Source organism: Curtobacterium sp. MCLR17_032, assembly GCF_003234795.2.
GTDB lineage: Bacteria > Actinomycetota > Actinomycetes > Actinomycetales > Microbacteriaceae > Curtobacterium.
Genome location: NZ_CP126268.1, coordinates 2,286,055 through 2,306,545 on the forward strand (window position 1 = coordinate 2,286,055; position 20,491 = coordinate 2,306,545).

General features: G+C 70.5%; 18 protein-coding genes. 6 read left to right on the forward strand and 12 right to left on the reverse strand.

Annotated elements, in window-relative coordinates; genetic code table 11:
• Nucleotides 1-91 precede the first annotated feature (91 nt).
• From ilvC to otsA, 6 genes are all read right to left on the reverse strand, one after another.
• Nucleotides 92-1,117, reverse strand: a complete 1,026-nt coding sequence (gene ilvC, locus DEI97_RS10775; protein WP_111076318.1) for a ketol-acid reductoisomerase — start codon at nucleotides 1,115-1,117, stop codon at nucleotides 92-94.
• Between the two features lie 45 nt (nucleotides 1,118-1,162).
• Nucleotides 1,163-1,663 carry an acetolactate synthase small subunit gene (gene ilvN / locus DEI97_RS10780; protein WP_110904691.1) on the reverse strand — a complete coding sequence of 167 codons (501 nt, stop codon included), beginning with the start codon at nucleotides 1,661-1,663 and terminating at the stop codon, nucleotides 1,163-1,165.
• Nucleotides 1,660-3,480, reverse strand: a complete 1,821-nt coding sequence (locus DEI97_RS10785) for an acetolactate synthase large subunit (RefSeq protein WP_111076319.1) — start codon at nucleotides 3,478-3,480, stop codon at nucleotides 1,660-1,662. Before DEI97_RS10785 ends, ilvN begins: the two co-directional genes overlap by 4 nt.
• 46 nt (nucleotides 3,481-3,526) lie before the next feature.
• The gene (gene ilvD, locus DEI97_RS10790; RefSeq protein ID WP_111076320.1) at nucleotides 3,527-5,221 is read right to left on the reverse strand and encodes a dihydroxy-acid dehydratase; all 1,695 of its coding nucleotides are present in this window, start codon (nucleotides 5,219-5,221) and stop codon (nucleotides 3,527-3,529) included.
• A gap of 202 nt (nucleotides 5,222-5,423) precedes the next feature.
• Nucleotides 5,424-6,203 (reverse strand): trehalose-phosphatase, encoded by a 780-nt coding sequence (otsB, locus tag DEI97_RS10795; RefSeq protein ID WP_111076321.1) that lies wholly within the window; start codon nucleotides 6,201-6,203, stop codon nucleotides 5,424-5,426.
• Nucleotides 6,196-7,788, reverse strand: a complete 1,593-nt coding sequence (otsA, locus tag DEI97_RS10800; protein ID WP_111076322.1) for an alpha,alpha-trehalose-phosphate synthase (UDP-forming) — start codon at nucleotides 7,786-7,788, stop codon at nucleotides 6,196-6,198. Before otsA ends, otsB begins: the two co-directional genes overlap by 8 nt.
• Nucleotides 7,789-7,947: 159 nt before the next feature.
• On the opposite strand from otsA, the gene DEI97_RS10805 reads away from it, so the two are divergent.
• Complete coding sequence (locus DEI97_RS10805; RefSeq protein ID WP_111076323.1) at nucleotides 7,948-8,919, forward strand: magnesium transporter CorA family protein; 972 nt, start codon at nucleotides 7,948-7,950, stop codon at nucleotides 8,917-8,919.
• A 44-nt stretch (nucleotides 8,920-8,963) separates the two neighbouring features.
• Here the strand turns inward: DEI97_RS10805 and DEI97_RS10810 are convergent, their stop codons facing one another.
• Complete coding sequence (locus tag DEI97_RS10810; protein ID WP_111076324.1) at nucleotides 8,964-10,115, reverse strand: SLC13 family permease; 1,152 nt, start codon at nucleotides 10,113-10,115, stop codon at nucleotides 8,964-8,966.
• Nucleotides 10,116-10,214: 99 nt separating this feature from the next.
• Between DEI97_RS10810 and DEI97_RS10815 the strand changes: the two genes are divergently transcribed.
• Complete coding sequence (locus tag DEI97_RS10815) at nucleotides 10,215-10,406, forward strand: hypothetical protein (RefSeq protein WP_110904698.1); 192 nt, start codon at nucleotides 10,215-10,217, stop codon at nucleotides 10,404-10,406.
• 99 nt (nucleotides 10,407-10,505) lie between these two features.
• On the opposite strand, the gene DEI97_RS10820 is transcribed toward DEI97_RS10815, so the two are convergent.
• Nucleotides 10,506-11,693: a mechanosensitive ion channel family protein gene (locus DEI97_RS10820; RefSeq protein ID WP_111076325.1), complete on the reverse strand. Its 1,188-nt coding sequence runs from the start codon at nucleotides 11,691-11,693 to the stop codon at nucleotides 10,506-10,508.
• Between the two features lie 56 nt (nucleotides 11,694-11,749).
• On the opposite strand from DEI97_RS10820, the gene DEI97_RS10825 reads away from it, so the two are divergent.
• The gene (locus DEI97_RS10825) at nucleotides 11,750-13,291 is read left to right on the forward strand and encodes an amino acid permease (protein WP_111076326.1); all 1,542 of its coding nucleotides are present in this window, start codon (nucleotides 11,750-11,752) and stop codon (nucleotides 13,289-13,291) included.
• A 73-nt stretch (nucleotides 13,292-13,364) separates the two neighbouring features.
• Complete coding sequence (locus DEI97_RS10830) at nucleotides 13,365-13,670, forward strand: hypothetical protein (RefSeq protein WP_111076327.1); 306 nt, start codon at nucleotides 13,365-13,367, stop codon at nucleotides 13,668-13,670.
• Nucleotides 13,671-13,831: 161 nt separating this feature from the next.
• Here the strand turns inward: DEI97_RS10830 and DEI97_RS10835 are convergent, their stop codons facing one another.
• From DEI97_RS10835 to DEI97_RS10850, 4 genes are all read right to left on the reverse strand, one after another.
• Nucleotides 13,832-14,044 carry an SCO4848 family membrane protein gene (locus DEI97_RS10835; RefSeq protein WP_111076340.1) on the reverse strand — a complete coding sequence of 71 codons (213 nt, stop codon included), beginning with the start codon at nucleotides 14,042-14,044 and terminating at the stop codon, nucleotides 13,832-13,834.
• 236 nt (nucleotides 14,045-14,280) lie between these two features.
• Nucleotides 14,281-15,207, reverse strand: a complete 927-nt coding sequence (locus DEI97_RS10840) for a hypothetical protein (protein WP_111076328.1) — start codon at nucleotides 15,205-15,207, stop codon at nucleotides 14,281-14,283.
• The gene (locus DEI97_RS10845; RefSeq protein WP_111076329.1) at nucleotides 15,204-15,668 is read right to left on the reverse strand and encodes an ImmA/IrrE family metallo-endopeptidase; all 465 of its coding nucleotides are present in this window, start codon (nucleotides 15,666-15,668) and stop codon (nucleotides 15,204-15,206) included. The genes DEI97_RS10840 and DEI97_RS10845 overlap by 4 nt, the downstream gene beginning before the upstream one ends.
• Nucleotides 15,665-16,105, reverse strand: coding sequence for a hypothetical protein (locus DEI97_RS10850; RefSeq protein ID WP_111076330.1), 441 nt, complete (start codon nucleotides 16,103-16,105; stop codon nucleotides 15,665-15,667). Before DEI97_RS10850 ends, DEI97_RS10845 begins: the two co-directional genes overlap by 4 nt.
• Before the next feature lie 59 nt (nucleotides 16,106-16,164).
• On the opposite strand from DEI97_RS10850, the gene DEI97_RS10855 reads away from it, so the two are divergent.
• Both DEI97_RS10855 and DEI97_RS10860 read left to right on the forward strand, forming a co-directional pair.
• On the forward strand, nucleotides 16,165-16,809 hold the full coding sequence (locus DEI97_RS10855) for an IMPACT family protein (RefSeq protein ID WP_258376802.1): 645 nt from the start codon (nucleotides 16,165-16,167) through the stop codon (nucleotides 16,807-16,809).
• 140 nt (nucleotides 16,810-16,949) lie between these two features.
• The gene (locus DEI97_RS10860; protein WP_111076332.1) at nucleotides 16,950-20,363 is read left to right on the forward strand and encodes an SdrD B-like domain-containing protein; all 3,414 of its coding nucleotides are present in this window, start codon (nucleotides 16,950-16,952) and stop codon (nucleotides 20,361-20,363) included.
• The last annotated feature ends 128 nt before the right edge of the window (nucleotides 20,364-20,491 follow it).

The following is a 20,491-nucleotide window of genomic DNA, read 5'->3' on the forward strand; positions in this document are numbered from 1 at the left end:
GTGGAGGAGCTGCTGCATGGTGTCCGGGTCACGTCGAGAGGCGGCGGTGCAGTGCACCGCCGCCTCGCGGGTCGAGCTTGTCTCAGGCAGACTACCGCGCGGCCGAACCGTCGACGTAGTCCGAGTCGCCCTGCTTCCACGCGAAGAGCTTGCGGAGCTCACGGCCGGTCGCCTCGACCGGGTGACCCTCGCCCTTCTCGCGGAGGGCGGTGAACTCCGGCGCGCCGGCGTCCTGGTCCTCGATGAAGCGCTTCGCGAAGGCACCGTTCTGGATGTCCGCGAGGACGGCCTTCATGTTCTCCTTGACCTCGGGCGAGATCACGCGCGGGCCGGAGACGTAGTCGCCGAACTCGGCTGTGTCGGAGATCGACCAGCGCTGCTTGGTGAGGCCGCCCTCCCAGATCAGGTCGACGATGAGCTTGAGCTCGTGCAGGACCTCGAAGTAGGCGATCTGCGGCTGGTAGCCGGCCTCGACCAGGGTCTCGAAGCCGTACTGGATGAGCTGCGAGGTACCACCGCAGAGGACGGCCTGCTCACCGAACAGGTCGGTCTCGGTCTCCTCGGTGAAGGTCGTCTTGATGCCGCCGGAGCGGAGACCGCCGATGGCCTTCGAGTACGACCAGGCGAGGTCCCACGCGCTGCCGGAGGCGTCGACCTCGACCGCGACGATGACGGGGACGCCACGGCCGGCTTCGTACTCGCGACGGACCGTGTGGCCCGGGCCCTTCGGGGCGACGAGCGACACGTCGACACCCTCGGGGGCCTCGATGTAGCCGAAGCGGATGTTGAAGCCGTGGCCGAAGACGAGGGTCGCGCCCTGCTTGAGGTTCGGGGCGATGTCGTCCTTGTAGACGATGCGCTGGACCTGGTCCGGCGCGAGGATGACGACGACGTCGGCCCACTTGGTGGCCTCGGCGGGCGTGTGGACCTCGAAGCCGGCCTCTTCGGCCTTCTGGCGGCTCTTCGAGCCCTCCTTGAGGCCGATCTTGACCTCGACGCCGGAGTCGCGGAGGTTCAGGGCGTGGGCGTGGCCCTGCGAGCCGTAGCCGATGACGGCGACCTTCTTGCCCTGGATGAGGCTCAGGTCGGCGTCAGCGTCGTACACGATGTCAGTCACGGTGCGTGGTCTCCTTGGTTGTGGGGTGTCTGGGGCGACCGGTGCTCAGCGCACCCGGTCGGTGATGCTCTTCGGTCCACGGCCCATGCCCAGGAGCCCGGCGCGCGCCAGCTCCTTGATGCCGTAGGGCTCGAGCACACGCAGGATCGCCTGGATCTTGCCGGGATCACCGGTCACCTCGACGACGAGCGAGTCGGTGGCGACGTCGACGACCTGCGCCCGGAAGAGCGTCACGGCGTCGAGCACCGCGGACCGGGTCTGGTTGTCGACCCGCACCTTGACGAGCATGTGTTCGCGCTGCACCGACTGGGGGAAGTCGAGCTCCACGATCTTGATGACGTTGACGAGCTTGTTGAGCTGCTTCGTCACCTGCTCGAGCGGGAGGTCCTCGACGTCGACCACCACGGTGATGCGGCTCAGGCCGTCCACCTCGGTGTTGCCGACGGCCAGGGACTCGATGTTGAAGCCGCGACGGGCGAAGAGCCCGGCGACACGGGTCAGCAGACCCGGCTTGTCCTCGACCAGGAGGGACAGGACGTGGCTCATGCGGGCTCCCCCGTCATGTCGGCGTCCTCGTCGTCCCACGTCGGGGCGAGGTCGCGGGCGTACTGGATGGACGAGTTGCCGATCCCCTGCGGGACCATCGGCCAGACCATCGAGTCGCGGCTGACCACGAAGTCGATGACCACCGGGCGGTCGTTGGTGTCGAGCGCGAGCTGGATCGCCGCGTCGACCTCCTCCGGCTTCTCGACCCGGATCCCGAGCGCACCGTACGCGTCGGCGAGCTTCACGAAGTCCGGGACCCGCCGGGTGCCGTGGCCGGTCTGCAGGTCGGTGAACGAGTGGCGGCCGTCGTAGAACAGCGTCTGCCACTGCCGCACCATGCCGAGCGACGAGTTGTTGATGATCGCGACCTTGATCGGGATGTCGTTGATGACGCAGGTCGCGAGTTCCTGGTTGGTCATCTGGAAGCAGCCGTCACCGTCGATCGCCCAGACGACGCGGTCGGGCTGCGCGACCTTTGCACCCATCGCGGCCGGGACCGAGTAGCCCATCGTGCCGGCACCGCCGGAGTTGAGCCAGGCGTTCGGGCGCTCGTACTGGATGAACTGCGCCGACCACATCTGGTGCTGGCCGACACCCGAGGCGAAGACGCCCTCGGGTCCGGTCATCTCGCCGATGCGCTTGATGATCGCCTGCGGGGCGAGCAGCCCGTCGGTCGGCTCGGTGTACCCGAGTGGGAAGTCCTCGAGCAGCTGGTTGAGGTGCGCCCACCAGTCGGCCGTGGAGGCCCGCTGGTCGACCGGCACGTCGGCCCACGCCGCCACCAGGTCGACGAGCACCTCTTTGGCGTCGCCGACGATCGGCACGTCGGCGTAGCGGATCTTCGAGATCTCGGCCGGGTCGATGTCGACGTGCACGACCTTGGCGTCCGGGGCGAAGTCGTCGACCTTGCCGGTCACGCGGTCGTCGAAGCGGGCGCCGAGCGCGATGATGAGGTCGCTCTCCTGCAGCCCGAGGACCGCGGGCACCGTGCCGTGCATGCCGGGCATGCCGAGGTGCTGCGCGTGCGAGTCGGGGAAGGCCCCGCGGGCCATCAGCGTCGTGACGACCGGGGCGCCGGTGGCCTCGGCGAACGCCAGGAGCTCGGCGGAGGCACCGGAGCGGATCACGCCGCCGCCGACGTAGAGCACCGGGCGCGACGACTCGGCCAGGAGCTGCGCCGCCGCGGTGATCTGCTTGCCGTGCGCCTTCGTCACCGGGCGGTAGCCCGGCAGGTCGAGCTTCGGCGGCCAGATGTAGGGCGCCGACTTCTGCTGTGCGTCCTTCGTGATGTCCACCAGCACCGGGCCGGGTCGTCCGGTCGTCGCGATGAGGTGCGCCGCCGCGAGGGTCGCCGGGACGTCCTCGGGCTTCGTGACCAGGAAGGAGTGCTTCGTGATCGGCATCGTGATGCCGACGATGTCGGCTTCCTGGAACGCGTCGGTGCCCATCAGCGTCGAGAACACCTGGCCGGTGATCGCGATGAACGGCACCGAGTCCATGTAGGCGTCGGCGATGGCGGTGACGAGGTTCGTCGCACCGGGACCGGACGTGGCGATCGCGACACCGACCTTGCCGGACGAGGACGCGTAGCCCTCGGCGGCGTGACCGGCGCCCTGCTCGTGACGGACCAGGATGTGGCGGATCGTCGTCGACGCCATGAGCTCGTCGTAGAACGGGATGATCGCGCCGCCGGGCAGACCGAAGACGTCGGTGATCCCGAGGTGCTCGAGCGTGCGGAGCACGGCGCCCGAGCCGGTCAGGACCTCGGGCGATCGACGGGCTCCGGCAGCGGAGCGCGGTGTGGCTTCCGTGGGCATGAAGGGTTCCTTGCCTGGAGGGATGGCGATGGTGCGGGTGTCGACGTCAGCCCGTGACCGCGCCGAGGGCAGCGGACTGGACGAGCTTGGCGTACTTCGCGAGGACTCCGCGGGTGTAGCGCGGGGGCAGCGGGGCCCAGCCGTCACGGCGGGCTTCCAACTCGGCGGGGTCGACCAGTAGGTCGAGCGAGCGAGCGGGGATGTCGACACGGATGCGGTCGCCATCGCGCACGAACGCCACTGGACCTGCGTCCACGGCTTCCGGTGCGATGTGGCCGATGCAGAGGCCGGTTGTGCCGCCTGAGAATCGACCGTCGGTCAAGAGTAGTACATCCTTGCCGAGGCCCGCGCCCTTGATGGCTGCGGTGATGGCGAGCATCTCGCGCATGCCCGGGCCGCCCTTGGGGCCCTCGTAGCGGATGACGATGACGTCGCCCTTCTGGATGCGTCCCTCGGTGAGGGCGTCCATCGCGGCGCGTTCGCGGTCGAACACCCGGGCCGGGCCCTCGAACACGTCGGCGTCGAAGCCGGCGGTCTTCACGACGGCGCCCTCGGGAGCGAACGAGCCCTGCAGGATCGTCAGGCCACCGGTCGCGTGGATCGGGTTGTCGATCTTCCGGAAGACCTCGCCGTCGAGCTCCGGCGGGTCGATCTCGGCCAGGTTCTCGGCGACGGTCTTGCCGGTGACGGTCATGCACTCGCCGTGCAGCAGGCCCGCGTCGAGCAGCGCCTTCATGACCACCGGGATGCCACCCTGCTGGTCGATGTCCTTCATCACGAAGCGTCCGAAGGGCTTCATGTCGGCCAGGTGCGGGACCTTCGAGCCGATGCGGTTGAAGTCGTCGAGGGACAGTTCGACCTCGGCCTCGTGCGCGATCGCGAGCAGGTGCAGCACCGCGTTCGTCGAGCCACCGAGCGCCATGAGCACGGTGATCGCGTTCTCGAACGCCTCGCGGGTCAGGACGTCGCGGGCGGTCAGGCCCAGGCGGAGCATGTTCACGACGGCTTCGCCGGACCGGTGCGCGTAGTAATCGCGCCGACGGTCGGCGCTGGGCGGCGCGGCGGACCCGGGCAGCGACATGCCCAGCGCCTCGGCCAGGCTCGCCATGGTGTTCGCGGTGTACATCCCGCCACAGGCGCCTTCGCCGGGGACGATCGCACACTCGATCTTCTTGAGCTCGGCCTCGCTCATGGTGCCGGCCTTGCAGGCGCCGACGCCCTCGAAGGAGTCGATGATCGTGACTTCCTTCATCGAGCCGTCGGCCTGCTTCACGTAGCCCGGCATGACCGAGCCCGCGTACAGGAAGACGCTCGCCAGGTCGAGGCGCGCGGCGGCCATCAGCATGCCGGGGAGCGACTTGTCGCAGCCGGCGAGCAGGACAGTGCCGTCGAGGCGCTCGGCGTTGACGACCGTCTCGACGCTGTCCGCGATGACCTCGCGCGAGACGAGGGAGAAGTGCATGCCCTCGTGGCCCATCGAGATGCCGTCGGACACCGAGATGGTGCCGAACTGCAGCGGGTAGCCGCCGCCGCCGTGCACGCCTTCCTTGGCGCCCTGGGCGAGCCGGTCGAGGGACAGGTTGCAGGGGGTGATCTCGTTCCAGGACGAGGCGATGCCGATCTGCGGCTTCTCCCAGTCCTCGTCGCCCATCCCGACGGCCCGCAGCATGCCACGCGAAGTGGTTGCTTCGATCCCGTCGGTGACGACCCTGCTGCGCGGCTTCACGTCGATGTCAGGCATGTCCAGAGTCTAGGACCGTTTGGGATACCAATGGCGCAACACCATGCGTCCGCATGCTGTTCTGCCTGATGGTCCTCCAAGACACCGGTGTTCGTCGATCACACCGCGCGATCACGCGGCGCATCCGACGAACACCGGTTTCTTGCGGGTCAGGCCGAGCGGAGGGCCCGCGGACGGGCCCGACGGGAGGCCCGTGGCCGGGTCAGCGGGTCGCCCGCGCCCGCGCCAGCTGCTTCAGGACGTCGGTCAGGGCCGCCGGGTCGGCGACCCGGTGGGCGGCCAGGGTCTCGCCCTCCCCCACCTTCACGCCGACGTCGCCGTCGTGGAGCACCCGGAAGGCGTCCTCGTCCGTGACGTCGTCACCCGCGAAGAACACCGCGTCCGCACCGCGGAGGGCACGCAGTCGCTCGATCGCGTCGCCCTTCGTGACGTGGCGCACGGCGAACTCGAGGATGTCCTTGCCACCGCGCTCGAGCACGTCGGCGTCGGCGTCGTGCGCCGCCCGGCTGGCCTCGGCGTTCGTGGCCGCCGCCTCGTCGGCACTGACCCGTCGGGTGTGCACGCCGTGGCCGGCGGGCTTGTGCTCGATGACGACACCCGGGTGCCGGGCACCGACCTCGTCGAGCGCCGCACCGATGCGGGCCACCCGGGCCGTCTCCTCCGGCGTGAGGGCGTCCTCGTCGTGGCCGTCGACCCGCCACTCGACGCCGTGCGAGCCGATCAGCGCCATGCCCTCGGGCGCGTGCGACACCGCGGCCAGACTGCCGAGCGGTCGCCCGGAGACGAGCACGACCTCGGTGTCGCGGGCCCGCTGCAGGGTCAGGACCGCCGCCCAACTGCCGGGCAGCGCGCCGACCTGGGACGGGTCGTCGGCGAAGGGCGCGAGCGTGCCGTCGAAGTCGAGCGCCACGAGCAGTCGCGGCGCAGCCGCGAGCGTCTCGAGAGCCGGCACGAGACCGCTGTCCGTCGTCTGGTCAGGCATCACGGTCCTCCCGGGTGTCCTCGGCGGCGCGCGCCTTCTGCGCGTCCTGGTCGAAGATCGACGTGCCGTCGGTCTGGGCCTCGCGGTGCGGCTCGCCCTGTTCGACCGATTCCGGGTCGATCTGGGCGCCCTTCGGGGCGTGCCGGTCCAGGGCTTCGAGGAACGAGCGCGACCACCGGGCCACGTCGTTGTCCTTCACGCGCTTGCGGAGCGCACGCATCCGGGTCGAGCGCTCGCGGCGCGGCATCTCGATGGCGCGCTGGATCGAGTCCTTGAGCGCCCCGATGTCGTGCGGGTTGACGATCACGGCCTGCTTGAGCTCGTCGGCGGCACCGGCGAACTCGGACAGGATCAGGACGCCGTCGTTGTCGTGGCGGGAGGCGACGTACTCCTTCGCGACGAGGTTCATGCCGTCGCGGAGGGCGGTGACGAGCATGATGTCGGCCGCCAGGTACAGCGCGACCATCTCTTCTCTCGGGTACCCGTGGTGCAGGTACGAGATCGGCTGGTGGCCGATCACGCCGAGGTCGCCGTTGATGCGACCGACGCTGAGCTCGATCTCGTCGCGGAGCATCCGGTACGTGTCGACCCGTTCGCGGCTCGGGCTGGCGACCTGGATGAGCGCGGCATCCTCCACCGCAAGGCGGCCGTCCTCCACCAGTTCACCGAACGCCTTGATGCGGTGCCGGATCCCCTTGGTGTAGTCGAGTCGGTCGACACCGAGCAGGACGGTCTTCGGGTTGCCCAGACCGTCACGGATCTCCTTGGCGCGCTGCTGCACCTCGGGCCGGCGGGCGATCTCCTCGAAGCTCTCGGCGTCGATCGAGATCGGGAAATGGCGGGCCTCGACGTGGCGGACCGTGATGCCCTTGCGGCTGCGCGGCGCCTTCGGGTCGTCGACGGGCACGTCCACCGTGGAGCCCTTGGTCGTGTAGCCCTTGATGTGCCGGACCGCGCGGAGGAAGTCGCTGGCGTCGTCCTGGCGCTGGAACCCGATCACGTCGGCGCCGAGCAGGCCGTCGAGGATCTGGGCGCGCCACGGCAGCTGCGCGTAGATGCCGACCGGCGGGAACGGGATGTGGTTGAAGAAGCCGATGGTCAGGTCGGGACGGAGCGCACGGAGCAGCGCCGGCACGAGCTGCAGCTGGTAGTCCTGCACCCAGACGATGCCGTCCTGCTCGACGATCTCGGCGATCTGCTCCGCGAAGCGCTGGTTCACGCGCTTGTAGGCGTTCCACCAGTCACGGTGGTAGCTCGGGTGCTCGATGACGTCGTGGTACAGCGGCCAGAGCGTGTCGTTGCTGAAGCCCTCGTAGTACTCCTGCACGTCGTCGGCGCTGAGCGGCACCGGGACGATGTGGATGCCCTCGTTGTCGAACGGCTCGACGGTGACGTCCGGCTGCCCGACCCATCCGACCCAGGCTCCGTCGTTCGCCCGCATCACCGGCTCGAGTGCGGTGACGAGGCCGCCCGGCGAGTGCCGCCAGCCCTCGGTTCCGTCGTCCTCGACGACGCGGTCCACGGGGAGGCGGTTGGAGGCGACGACGAAGGCGTAGCGCGTGCTGTCGGTGCGGTCTGCGGGCATGGGTGGCGGGTGCTCCGTTCCTGCCCGGCGGCCTGCCGGGGCGTCGGCACCGAAACTACCAGCGCGCGGGTGGCCGGGCTGAGGGGACGTTCACCCGTGCCCGACCGGGAGGCCCGGGGCCGGGTCCGGCACGCAGCGCACCGTCACTAGGCTCGCCCCATGGTGAGCACGCGCTGCTGGCAGGACGGTTCGTCGGCGGAGCGGGACTTCCCCGTGGAGCAGGTCTCGGACCTCGTCGCCCGCGACGGTGCCTTCGTCTGGATCGACTTCACCGATCCGCAGGCCTCGGACCTCGAACAGGTCCAGGAAGAACTCGGCATCCACGTCCTCGCAGTGGAGGACGCGGTGGAGAGCGGGCAGCGGCCGAAGCTCGACCGGTACCGGGACAGCCTGTTCCTGGTGGTCTACGACGCCCACGGTCCGGGGGAGGACGGCGCGATCGTCACCCACGAGGTGAAGGCCTTCGTCACGAAGCACGCCCTCGTCACGATCCACGGCGCCGACTTCGACACCGCGGCCGTCCAGCGCCGGTGGGACGCGAACAGCGACCTGGCCGACCACGGCGTGCCCTGGTTGCTCTGGGGACTGCTCGACGCGGTGGTCGACCACGCCACGAGCGTCCTCGAGACCATCGAGCGGGACATCGACGCGCTCGAGGACGACCTGTTCGAGACCGGCGACCCGCGCGAGCAGCAGATCCAGCGCCGCTCGTTCCGCCTGCGCAAGGCGCTCGGGGTGCTCCGCCGGCTGGTCGTGCCGACCCGGGACAGCGTCGGTTCACTGCTGCACGGCGACGCCGAGACGATCATCGACGGTGTCCGTCCGTACTTCCGGGACGTCGAGGACCACCTGGTGTCGATCGCCGACTCGGTCGACCAGCAGCGGGACGCGGTGTCGAGCGTCCTCGACACGAACCTCAACCTGGCGTCGAACCGGCAGAACACCGTGATGAAGAAGGTGACGAGCTGGGCGGCGATCATCGCGATCCCGACCGGCATCACGAGCTTCTTCGGGCAGAACGTGGAGTTCCCCGGTGAGGGGGCCTGGAGCGGGCTGTGGGCGTCGATCGCGCTCACCGTGGCGTCGTCGCTGCTGCTCTACCGGTCGTTCAAGCACCGCGACTGGCTGTGAGCACCAGCCCGGCCCGGGGGCTGTGAGGCCCGGCCCGGCCGGGATCAGATCGCGAGCGCGAACACGCCGGCGACGACGGTGAGCGGCGCCACGATGCAGCCGAGCGCGATGTAGCGACCCCACGACAGGTGGATGCCCTCGGCCGTCAGTCGCGCGTGCCACAGCAGCGTCGCGAGCGAGGCCCACGGAGTGATCAGGCAGCCCGCGTTGACGCCGACGAGCAGCGCCGCGTACCGCAGGGCCTCGTGCCCCGCCGCCGGCTCGAGCACCAGGTAGGCGGGCAGGTTGTCGATCGCGTTCGCGGCGACCGCGCCCGCACCGCCGAGGAGCAGCAGGGAGCCGCTGCCCGTGCCGCCACCGAGGGCGTGCACGATCGGGTCGGTGACGCCGGTGGCGTGCAGGGTCTCGACGACGACGAAGAGCCCGGCGGCGAAGACGAGCGTCGACCACGGCACCCGGGACGGCTTGAGCTCGGACGGCGCCCGGAACGCGGCGACGACGACGAGCAGGACCGCGGCGGCGACCGCGGCCACCCAGACCTCGACCCCGGCGGTCAGCGCGACGACGAGGGCCACGAGCACCGCGGACGCCGCCCAGAAGAACACCGGGTCGGACGCCTTCCGCAGCCCGACCGGCGTGTACCGGCCGAAGAGCGACCGGCGGAACACGACGAGCAGCACCGCGCACGGCACGACGACCCCGGCGAGGGCGGCCCACACCATCAGGCCGGCGAACGGCAGCGGCCCGTCGAGCCCGATCTTGTCGACGGCGAGCAGGTTCGTGAGGTTCGACACCGGCAGCAGCAGGGACGCGGTGTTCGCGAGCCACACGGTGGTCAGCGCGAACGGCATCGGTGGCAACCCCACCCGGCGCGCGAGCGTGATGACGATCGGGGTGAGCAGCACCGCGGTGGTGTCGATCGACAGGAAGACCGTGCACACCACGGCGAGGACGACGACCGCGCCCCACAGCCCGATGGTCCGGCCGCCACCGACCCGGGCGGCGACGTCGGCCAGCCGGTCGAAGACGCCGGCGTCCGCGGCGAGTTCGGAGACGATGGTCAGGCCGAGGACGAAGCCCAGGACCGGCAGCACGCGGGCGGCGAGGGCCCCGAGTTCCGGCAGCGGCAACAGGCCGAGGGCGACGCACACCGCCCCGACGGCGAGCAGGACGGCTCCGATGACTGCTTGGCGCACGATGTGGCTCCTCGTTCGTTGCCGGAGGTCCCTGTGCGCCCGGCGGCGCTCCAATGTAGCGCCCGGTAACGTGGCGAGGACGACCAAGAGGAGGAACCCGTGCGGAAGTTCATGTTCAGTGGTGCGGTGTGGGGCTCGCTCATCAGCGGCTACAGCGTGCTGCAGACGTCCAGGCGCGGACCGCGCGACTGGCGGCTCGCCCTGACCTGGGTGGCCTGGCTCGCGACGACGATCGTGGCGGTCGGGACGGTCGTCGAGGACGACCGTGCGGTGAAGTCGAAGCAGCGCTAGTCCCCCACCGTGGTCGCGACGCGACCACGGACGGGGACGGGAGGCCCGGTACCAGCTGGTACCGGGCCTCCCGTCCGTCTGCGGCACGGGTCGGCGTGCCTACCGGGCTCGGGGATCGGGCGGGACCTCGTCGGCGTGGATGCCGGACGTCTGGATCGGCCCGGTGAAGAGGGCGGAGCGTTCGTCGCCCTCGCCGAAGAGCTGCGAGTCCGACTCGTTCCGAGCACTGCGCTTGGTCGGCGGCGTGCGGGTCGGCTCCGTGAGCTGCACGCGCTGCAGCGGGAGCGCGTCGGGGTGGTGGCGCTGCACCCACTCGACCATCTCCTCGCGGACGTAGCAGCGCAGGTCGAAGAGCCCGCCGGCGTCGGGGGCGGTGACGAGGATGCGCACCCGGACGAACCCACCGACCGCGTCTGTGACCTGCAGGACCTTGGTGCGGCCGTCCCAGATCGTGCTCGTCGCGAGGATCCGGTCGAGTTCCTCGCGCATGTCGGACGGGCTGACCCGCCAGTCCAGGTCGAACTCGACGGCACCGAGGAGCTCACTGCTCGTCCGCGTCCAGTTCTCGAACGGCGTGCTCGTGAAGTACGTCGACGGCAGCACGAACCGTCGGTCGTCCCACAGGTGCACCACGACGTACGTGAGGGTGATCTCCTCGATCCGTCCCCACTGCGCCTCGACCACCACCACGTCGTCGACGCGGATCGACCCGGAGAAGGCGAGCTGCATGCCCGCGAAGACGTTGCCGAGCATCGACTGCGCGGCGAGACCGGCGATCACCGACAGCAGACCGGCGCTGGCGAGGACGCTGGCGCCCGCGGCCTCCACCCCGGGGAAGGTGAGCAGGATCGCGCCGACGGCGATGATGACGAGGACGGCCACCGTCAGCCGGCGGATGATGAGCACCTGCGTGCGCACCCGACGGGCGACACGGTTGTCCGGGACGTCGACCCGGTACCGGTGCAGGCCGAGGCTCTCGAGGAAGATCGCCAGCTCGCACGCCAGCCAGCAACCGACGCCGATCATCACGATGAGGAAGACGTGCGAGACGTCGTCGCGCCACGGGAACCGGTCGAGGTCGTTCGGCACGCTCGTCGTGAACGCCGTCCAGAGCAGGGCGACGAGCAGGGTGCTGCGGGTCGGGTGTTTCGTCCGCCGGGAGAGCGCGAGCGCCCAGCGTTCACGCCGACCGAGGGCGCGGAACACCAGGTGCAGGACCAGGGCCGCCACCGCCGTGAGGAGCAGCGCGAACCCGATCGCGACGAGCAGTCTGAGGAGGATGTCCATCCCCCCATGGTGTCGCAGCGTGCCCCCGACGTGCGTCCAGCGGTAGCGTTCTCGCCATGACAGCGAAGAACGACACGGGCGTGGACCGCGCTCCGGCGAACGACTTCTCGCACGAGCAAGAGGGCTACCAGCACGGGTTGAAGCCCCGCCAGCTGCAGATGATCGCCATCGGTGGCGCCATCGGCACGGGGCTCTTCCTCGGCGCCGGGGAACGGTTGCACAACGCCGGACCAGCACTCGCGATCACCTACCTGATCGCGGGCGTGTTCGCCTTCTTCATCCTCCGGGCACTCGGCGAACTCGTGCTGCACCGGCCGTCCTCGGGCTCGTTCATCTCGTACGCGCGGGAGTTCTACGGCGAGAAGTTCGCCTACGCCGCCGGCTGGATGTACTTCCTCAACTGGGCGATGACGTCGATCGTGGACACCACGGCCGTCGCGGTCTACCTGAAGTACTGGTCGGCGTTCACCGCCGCACCGCAGTGGCTGCTCGCACTCATCGCCCTGGTCGTCGTCCTGGCGGCGAACATGGTCGCGGTGAAGGTGTTCGGCGAGCTCGAGTTCTGGTTCGCACTCATCAAGGTCGCCGCCCTGGTCGCGTTCCTCGTGGTCGCGATCATCTGGCTGGTCTTCGCGTTCCCGGTGGAGACCGGCGGCGAAGCGGTCCGCACCGGCTTCTCGATCTGGGGCGACAACGGCGGCATCCTGCCGAACGGCGTCCTGCCGGCCGTCCTCGTCATCCAGGGCGTCGTGTTCGCCTACGCCGCGATCGAGCTCGTCGGCACCGCGTCCGGTGAGACGCAGGACACCGAGAAGGTCATCCCCCGCGCCATCAACTCCGTCGTCTTCCGCATCGCGGTGTTCTACGTCGGCTCGATCGTGCTGCTCTCGATCCTGCTGCCCTACACGGCGTACAAGAAGGGCGAGAGCCCGTTCGTGACGTTCTTCTCGTCGCTCGGCAACCCGCACGTCGGCGTCATCGTCGGGTCGATCATGAACTTCGTCGTGCTCACCGCCGCACTGTCCTCGCTGAACGCCGGGCTCTACTCGACCGGGCGTGCGCTGCACTCGATGGGCATGAACGGCTCCGCGCCGAAGTGGACCACGAAGATGTCGAAGGGCGGGGTGCCGTACGCCGGCATCCTGCTGACCGCCGCGTTCACCGTCGCCGGCGTCGCGCTGAACTACTTCGTCCCCGGGCAGGCGTTCGAGATCGCCCTGAACATCGCGAGCCTCGGCATCATCACCGCGTGGGGCACGATCATCCTCTGTCAGATGAAACTGCGGCAGTGGGCAAAGCAGGGGCTCGCGAAGGAACCGACGTTCCGGCTGCCGGGCGCTCCGGTCACGGCCTGGCTGACGCTGGCCTTCCTCGCCGCGGTGATCGTGCTCATGGCGATCGACTACCCGATCGGGACCTACACGATCGCGTCGCTCGTGATCGTCATCCCGCTGCTCATCGTCGGCTGGTTCCTGCAGCGTGACCGCATCCTGCGCATCGCCTCGCTGCGGCAGGGCGTCACCGGGCCCTACCCGGTGAACGGCCGCGACCCGGCTGCCCAGGTCCGCCGACGCGACGGGGACGACGGCACCGCCTGACCCCTGTCCACTCAGGAACCGCCCGGCCCCGACGGGGTCGACCGAGTCCGGCACCCGCGGGTACGATCAGCGGGTGCCGGACTCTCCTGTTCTCCCGACGCTCGACCTGCAGCACACCTGGCGTGGTGCGCTCTGCCGGGTCCGCGTGTTCCGCGACCGCGTGACGGCCGAGACCAGCTACGAGCGCGAGACGCTGCTGCCCGTGCCGATGGAGGCCGTCCTGGGCTGGCGGATCGAGGAGTGCGACTTCGACGCGGTGTGCGTCGAGTTCGTCACGCTGGCGGACGTCTGGCGTGTCCTGCTCTCCCCCGCGGACGAGTCGCTCGCGGACATGGCGCTGCGCTCGGCGCTCGGCGCGCCGATGCCGGCGGCGTCGTAGCGCGGCTGTCCTCGTGCCGGCGGCCTCGTGCCGGCGGCCTCGGAGCGCGGCTGGCCTCGTGCCCCGGCGGCACGGGTCCACCGGTGCGGTTGACGGACGGGAGGCCCGTGGCGGTGCCGCCACGGGCCTCCCGTCCGTCAGATCTGGGTGCGGTGCCGTCGTCAGACGAGCAGCAGCACCGCGGCCACGACCGAGGCGGCGGCGATCGCGAGCCCGATGAGCATCAGGATGAAGTGCACGCGCCAGAACGTCGTCGGACGGCCGGCGGCGTCGCGGGCACGGGTGTCCTTCGCGACGCGCTGGAAGAAGCGCGGCCAGGCGATCACGTTGAAGACGGCACCGATGAACAGGACCACTGCGGCGAAGACGAGCACCCGACGATTGTACGTCCGGGCCTCGGCCGCCCCCCACGACCGGCCGAGACCCGCGACCACACCAGGTGTAGCACGTGCTACAGAGCCTACACGAGGGGCGTGCCGGCCCCGACGGGCCGCGACGGATCCGCCCCGGATGTCCACCGGGACGGGTCCGGGACGGGTTCCGGGCCGGGTTCAGTGCCCGGTTCCGGGCCCGGTCCCGAGCCGTGCACGCGCTCGCGCGCGGGCTCCGTTCAGGCGGTCGCGAGGACCGCTTCAGCCTCGGCGAGGGCCGCTCGGTCCGCGGCGTCGAGCGGTCGGCGGCTGCGACGTGCGCCGTCGTTCACCTCGACGATCAAGCGGCTCAACCGGGTCGCCGGGTCGTCCGAGTCGGGGTACTCGTTGTCGGTGCCGAGCCGCGCGTGGACGGGTTCGAGGCGCCGAAGGGCCCGCGACAGGGCGGCGCTCCGCCGGCCCTGCCCGACCCGGTGACCGACGACGAGCAGGAGCATGCCGGAGGCGACGAGCAGGACGGCTCCGGGGGTCGTGACGTCGTACGGCAGGCTCAGTGCGTGCGTGACGTCGATCCGGCCGGCGACGTGCGCCAGGTCCATCACGGCGACGACGACCATCCGGACGGCACCGAACACCCCGCCGGCCACGAGCACCCAGAGTCCGACGCGGTCGAGGCCGGTGCGGGCCTCCCGGACGCGCAGGACGCAGATGACGCCCGTCGCACCGAGCGCCAGGCCGAGGTAGGTCGTCTGCGCGATCGAGTACACGGCCGCCGTCGGCTGGTGTCCGACCGCGAGCATGAAGGTGGTGGTCGTCGGGACCGGGTCGAGCGTGGCGAAGGCCAGGACGATCAGCACGAGGACGACCGAGCACGAGCCGACGACGACGTTCCGCATCCAGGTGCGCGCTGCCCCGACGGCCTTCGCGACACCCCAGAGCAGCGTGCTGGTCCCCAGGACCATGAGCACGTCACAGACGAGCGTCAGGACGTTCCGACCACCGAGCAACGGGTCCACGGCGCGGTACAGCGGACCGACGCCGGCCACGATCGTCGCCGAGAACAGCAGGAACGTCATGGTCAGCGTCCGGTCCTGGCCGCGCTGCAGGAACGCCAGCACGACCGTGCCGACGACCAGCAGGACCGCCTGGACCAGCGCGAGGATCACCCGAAGACCCCGCGGAACGCGCTGGGACGCTCGCGGTGACCCCGGATGAGCTGCGCGAGACGGTCCGCGAAGAGCTCCGCCTGCCGTTCGTACTCGTTCTCGAACAGGCCCCGGGCCAGTGCCCGCTCGACCTTGTACTGCGGCAGGTCCGGGATCAGCGCGCGGATCGCCGCAGCCTGGGGAGCGGACTCCTGGTGCCCGTGCAGGACGTGGCCGAGTTCGTGCCCGATCACGAACGCGCGGAACGTCGGGGACGGCGTCGGCGAGATCATCACCAGGTGCTGGTGCTCGAGGGTCGCCACGAAGCCGCACACCGGCTCGTCGGCGAGGAACGACTCTTCACGGACCCGGATCGGCTTGCCGACGAGCTGCTCGGCAGCGGCGACGGCGTCCTCGATCCCCGTCCAGCCCGCGTCGGCACCCATCTCCCAGAAGCGTTCGAGGACGCGGGGGTCGCTCATGCGGCACCGCCGCGACGTGACTCCTGCTCGATGACCTCGGCGATGCGCCGGAGGGCGTCCGGGGAGAGTTCCCCAGGGAACGTCCGCGCCGCGAAGCCACTGACCCGTGCCGACCGGATCGACCGGACGAGGGCGAGCTGCGCGCCGATGCGTTCGGGCAGGTCGCTGTCCTCGAGCAGGAAGGCGTCGTCGACCTCGAAGAAGCCGGCCAGCAGTCGGAGCAGCTGGGTGTCGCTGTTGCGTCGGCCGTCCCCGGACACCATGTAGGTCCACTTCGCCCGGGAGAGCGACCCGCCGCGCGCGTCGACGTACTGCTCGATCTCGGCGAAGGACACGGGGGCACCGCGCTGCGACTCCTCGAAGTCGAGCAGCAGGTTGAGCCGACGCGCGAGTTCACCCGCGTCGAGCACGCCGCCCTTCGGCAGTGATGCCGTCATCGTCGTCCCCCTTCGATCCCCGTGCTCCGCCATGCTACCGCCCGACTACCCTCGGAAGGGTGTCGCGCCGGTACCCCTCGACCATCGCCGGCCCGGTCGAGCACGAGTTCGTCGTCTCCCGCTCCCGGTTCGTCACGACCGCACACCCCGCGCAGGACCCGGCAGCCGCCGAGGCAGTGATCGCCGACGTCCGCCGATGGTCCTGGGACGCGCGGCACCACTGCAGCGCGATGGTGACGGGCATCCTGGGTGACCAGGCGCGCTCCTCCGACGACGGCGAACCCTCCGGCACCGCCGGGGTGCCGATGCTCGAGGTGCTCCGACGCCGCGACCTGACCGACGTGGTGGTGGTCGTCAGCCGGTGGTTCGGTGGGGTGAAGCTCGGCGCCGGCGGCCTCGTCCGCGCCTACTCGACCTCCGTGTCCGAGGCGCTGGACCGGGCGACAGTGGTCCGACGCGCCGCCCGCACCAGGGTGCGCGTCGTGGTGCCGCATGCCGACGCCGGGCGGGTCGACAACGCCCTGCGGGCCTGGGTGGCACGTCACGACGCCACCTCGGGAGACACCGCGTACGGCGAACAGGCGGTGTTCGAGCTCTGGGTGCCGGCGGACGGGATCGCGGCCCTCGAAGCGGAGCTGGCGAGCGTGTCGGCAGGCGCGCTCGTGCCGGTGCTCGGGGAGGAGCGGGTCGTCGATCTCGAGTGACCCACGAGTCCGAGACCGGGTCAGTATTTCGTGTTCATGTGGGGCGTATCACCTGATCATGTCGGCATATCATCGCCGGAGTCATCGACCTGCGATGCCTGAACCGACCAACAGACGGAGTCCTCATGCAACCACGCGCCATGACGCGTGCTGCTCTCGCGCTGGGTGTCACGCTCGCCGTGACCCTTCCGACCGCAGCCGCAGCCGCAGCGGCCACTTCGACCGCCCCACCGTCGATCGCCGCCACCGGGGCGGTCATCGGGTTGGCCCTCGAGATCGCGAAGGACGGCAACGGCCCCTTCACTCCGGAGGACGGTCCGGGTGCCGACACGGGTGCCACCAACGGCGTCGTCCGCACCCTCGATGCCGTCACCTACCGCGTCACCATGAACTCGACGGGGGGCACGAGCACGAACGAACGGTTCACTCTCACGGCGCCTGGGGGCACCTCGTGGGCCGGCGTCCCCGGCCCCTGCCGCGGAGTGGGGTCCTCGATCACGGGTGCCGATCTCGTCTGCAACCTCGGCGACGTCGCCGAGGGACAGGCGGTCGCTGTCCCCGCCGTCCTCGACCTCTCCGGCGACCTCCGGAACGGCGACCGGCTCGACGTCGTGGCGACCGGAACGGCGGATGATGCCGAGAACGGCGTGATCACTGCAGCCGCACCGCCGGTGACGGTCTCAGCCGCGGCGCGGTACAACCTCAGCAAGAACATCGCCGCCTCACGCCTGAACACGGAGGTCCTCGGTCCGGACGGCACGACCCGCGGCATCCAGCTGGTCTACCCCATCACCGTCGACTGGGAGCCGGTCGTCCCGGGACAGGGCCTGTTGGGCTTCGAGCGGAGCGCCGGACCGATGACCTTCACCGACGACCTCTCGGAGATCCTCGGCGATCTCCCCTCAGGAGCCGTGCTCTGGAACGGTGGGCACCCCGTCTGCGGTGTGAACGAGGTCACCGACTGGCGCTTCGGCAACCTCCCCGGTGGTCGCGGTGGCACGGGGAACAGCGTCACAGACTCCGGCAGGATCGCCTGCGTGCAGGACGGTGCCGGTCAGCCCGTGTCGGTGACGATCACCGGCACCGACACCGACCCGACCCACCTCCCCACGGCAGGACTGACCGGGTCGCTGACGCAGCCGAACCGCGCCTACTTCGTCTCCGGCTACCTGTCCGTCTGGATGCCCATGCCGCCGACCGGCACGAGCGTGGACTCGGTGAACACCTACTCGCCGCTGCAGACCACCTCGATCAGCGGAGCCACGAACTTCCCGGGAGCATCCGAGCCGGCCGCCGACAACCGCGCAACTCGCAACATCGTCGAGTTCGGGGCCGGCAACGGGTACAAGCACCTCTACCGAGTGGACGAGGGCGCCAAGATATCGTTCGGCTCGGCGCGGCAGGGTGATCCGTGGGTGACGCCCGGCACGAGGCTCCGCAGCGACGTCGGCGCGTCGAACCCCGGCCTCCGGCCCTACCAGGGCGTGGTGCTCTGCGACACCTACGACCGTGCGACCCAGCGACTCACACGGCTCGGTGCCCAACGGATCGCGGCGTGGAGCACGGGACTCACCGGCGGGACCGTCCAGTACGCCGCCTACGACATGGCCAGCCCAGTCGAAGGCCAGCGGCAGGCGACGTGCGACGACAGCGCCGGCCCCTGGTACGACCAGCCCGAGGACGTCCCGGGCGGCATCGACGCGGTGGGAGCGATCCGTGCCACCGGCGACCTCGCGGGCGGGAGGACCGCAGCCCTGTACTCCTTCGTCGAGACGAAGGACGTCGCCGACGGCACCCGGGCTCGTGACTTCGGCCACCTGCGGTTCGGCACGGACGAGCCCTGGTTCCACGACGTCACCTCCGACCCTGGACTCGCTGCCGGCGGGCTCTCGGACAGCGTCCTCGTCACCGAGAACCTCGCACGGGTCACGAAGAAGGTCGTCGATGCCGGGTACGACGCCGCAGACACCCCGGACACGACCAGTTTCACCGTCGCGGGCAACACCCTCGACTACGCCCTCTACCCGTCCCTGACGAACGGCAACACGACCGGCAAGCCGTCCGACCTCACCGTCCGGGACGTCCTGCCGCCGCACGTCAGCTACGTCGCCGGCAGTGGATCGCTCGCTCCGGAGACGGACACGATCACGGACGCCGACGGCCAGCAGCGTCAGCGTCTGAGCTGGACCCTCCACGACGTCACCCCCAACACCGAGGTGGCCCCGATCACCTACACCGCCGAAGTGTCGAAGACCGCGCCCGCGGCAGCCGTCGTCAACGAGGTCGTCGTCGCCTCGCCGAGCGACCGTTCGGACGAGCGGTACCGCGGGGCTGAGCGCGCCGTGCAGATCGTCGCCACCGGCGGAGTGGGGGTCCAGGAGACCGCCGTCGAACCGGTCATCGTCACGGGCGACCACCTCGAGTGGCAGCTCGACTACACGAACACGGACGCCAGTCCGATCCAGGACGCCGACCTGATCGACGTCCTGCCGTTCGACCGGGACGCCCTGAACTCGTCCTTCAACGGCTCCGTCCGCCTCGCCGCAGCGGTCGTACCCGAGGCAGCGGCCGACGAGTCCGTCATGTACACCGCGGCACCGGCGGGCGACGTGGACCTCGACGGGACGCACCCGTCGAACCAGCCCGGCGGGTCGACCACCTGGTGCGCCGAGGTGGACTTCGGTACCGCAGGGTGTCCGGACTCCCTCGCCGACGTGACGGCCTTCCGCCTCCTCCGCGGTGCCCCCGTCGCCGTCGGCCAGACAGTCACCCACCGGATCACCGTGCAGACCGAGGGGCAGCACGACGGCGACCGGTACACGAACCGGTTCGGCCTGCGCGCCTCGAACCTGTCGCTGGGCGTGCTGTCGAACCCGGCGAGCATCCGCATCGTCGCCGGCGCCCTGGGCGACCACGTGTGGAGTGACGAGGACGGCAACGGCATCCAGGACCCTGGCGAGCCGGGCATCGCGGGTGTCGACGTCCGCCTGACCGGGACGGACGACCACGGCGGAACCGTGGATCGTGCCACCGTGACCGACGGCGCCGGCGACTACCGCTTCGGAGCGCTCCGGCCCGGCGAGTACAAGGTCGTCTTCCGCGCCCCCGAGGGCCGCTCGTTCACCCGTGCGCTGGTGGGGACGGACCGGACGGTGGACTCCGACGCGGGTCCGGACGGCCGGACTGCGGAGACCACGGTCGCACGGGTCACGGACGCTGACGACGAGTTGGTCGGCGTGCAGCGGATCGACACGATCGACGCCGGGATCCTGCCCGGGAACGACGTCGTCGATCCGCCCGGCACCGTCGATCCGGGCTTCGGCGTCGTCCCGGTCGAACCAGACCTCCCCGGCGACTCCGGGGAGTCCGGCGACGCCACCGCCTCCCCCACGCCAGCCCCGGCGTCCGGGGACAGCAGCGCCGGCGCGACGAGAACGGCGGGCGCGCTCGCGTTCACCGGGAGCACGGGCCTGCTGGCCGCCAGCACGGCGGCACTGCTCCTGACGGCCGCGGGCGGGGTCCTCGTCGGGCTCCGACGGGTGCGGCGGCACTGACCCCCGGCAGGCGGGTGCTCCGGTCCGGAGCACCCGCCTGCCGTGTTGCACAGGTACGCCGGCCAGCACGTTGGGGGCCGTCCGCGCCTCGGGCGTGGCGCGGACCAGTCGGTGCTCCAGCGGCGATC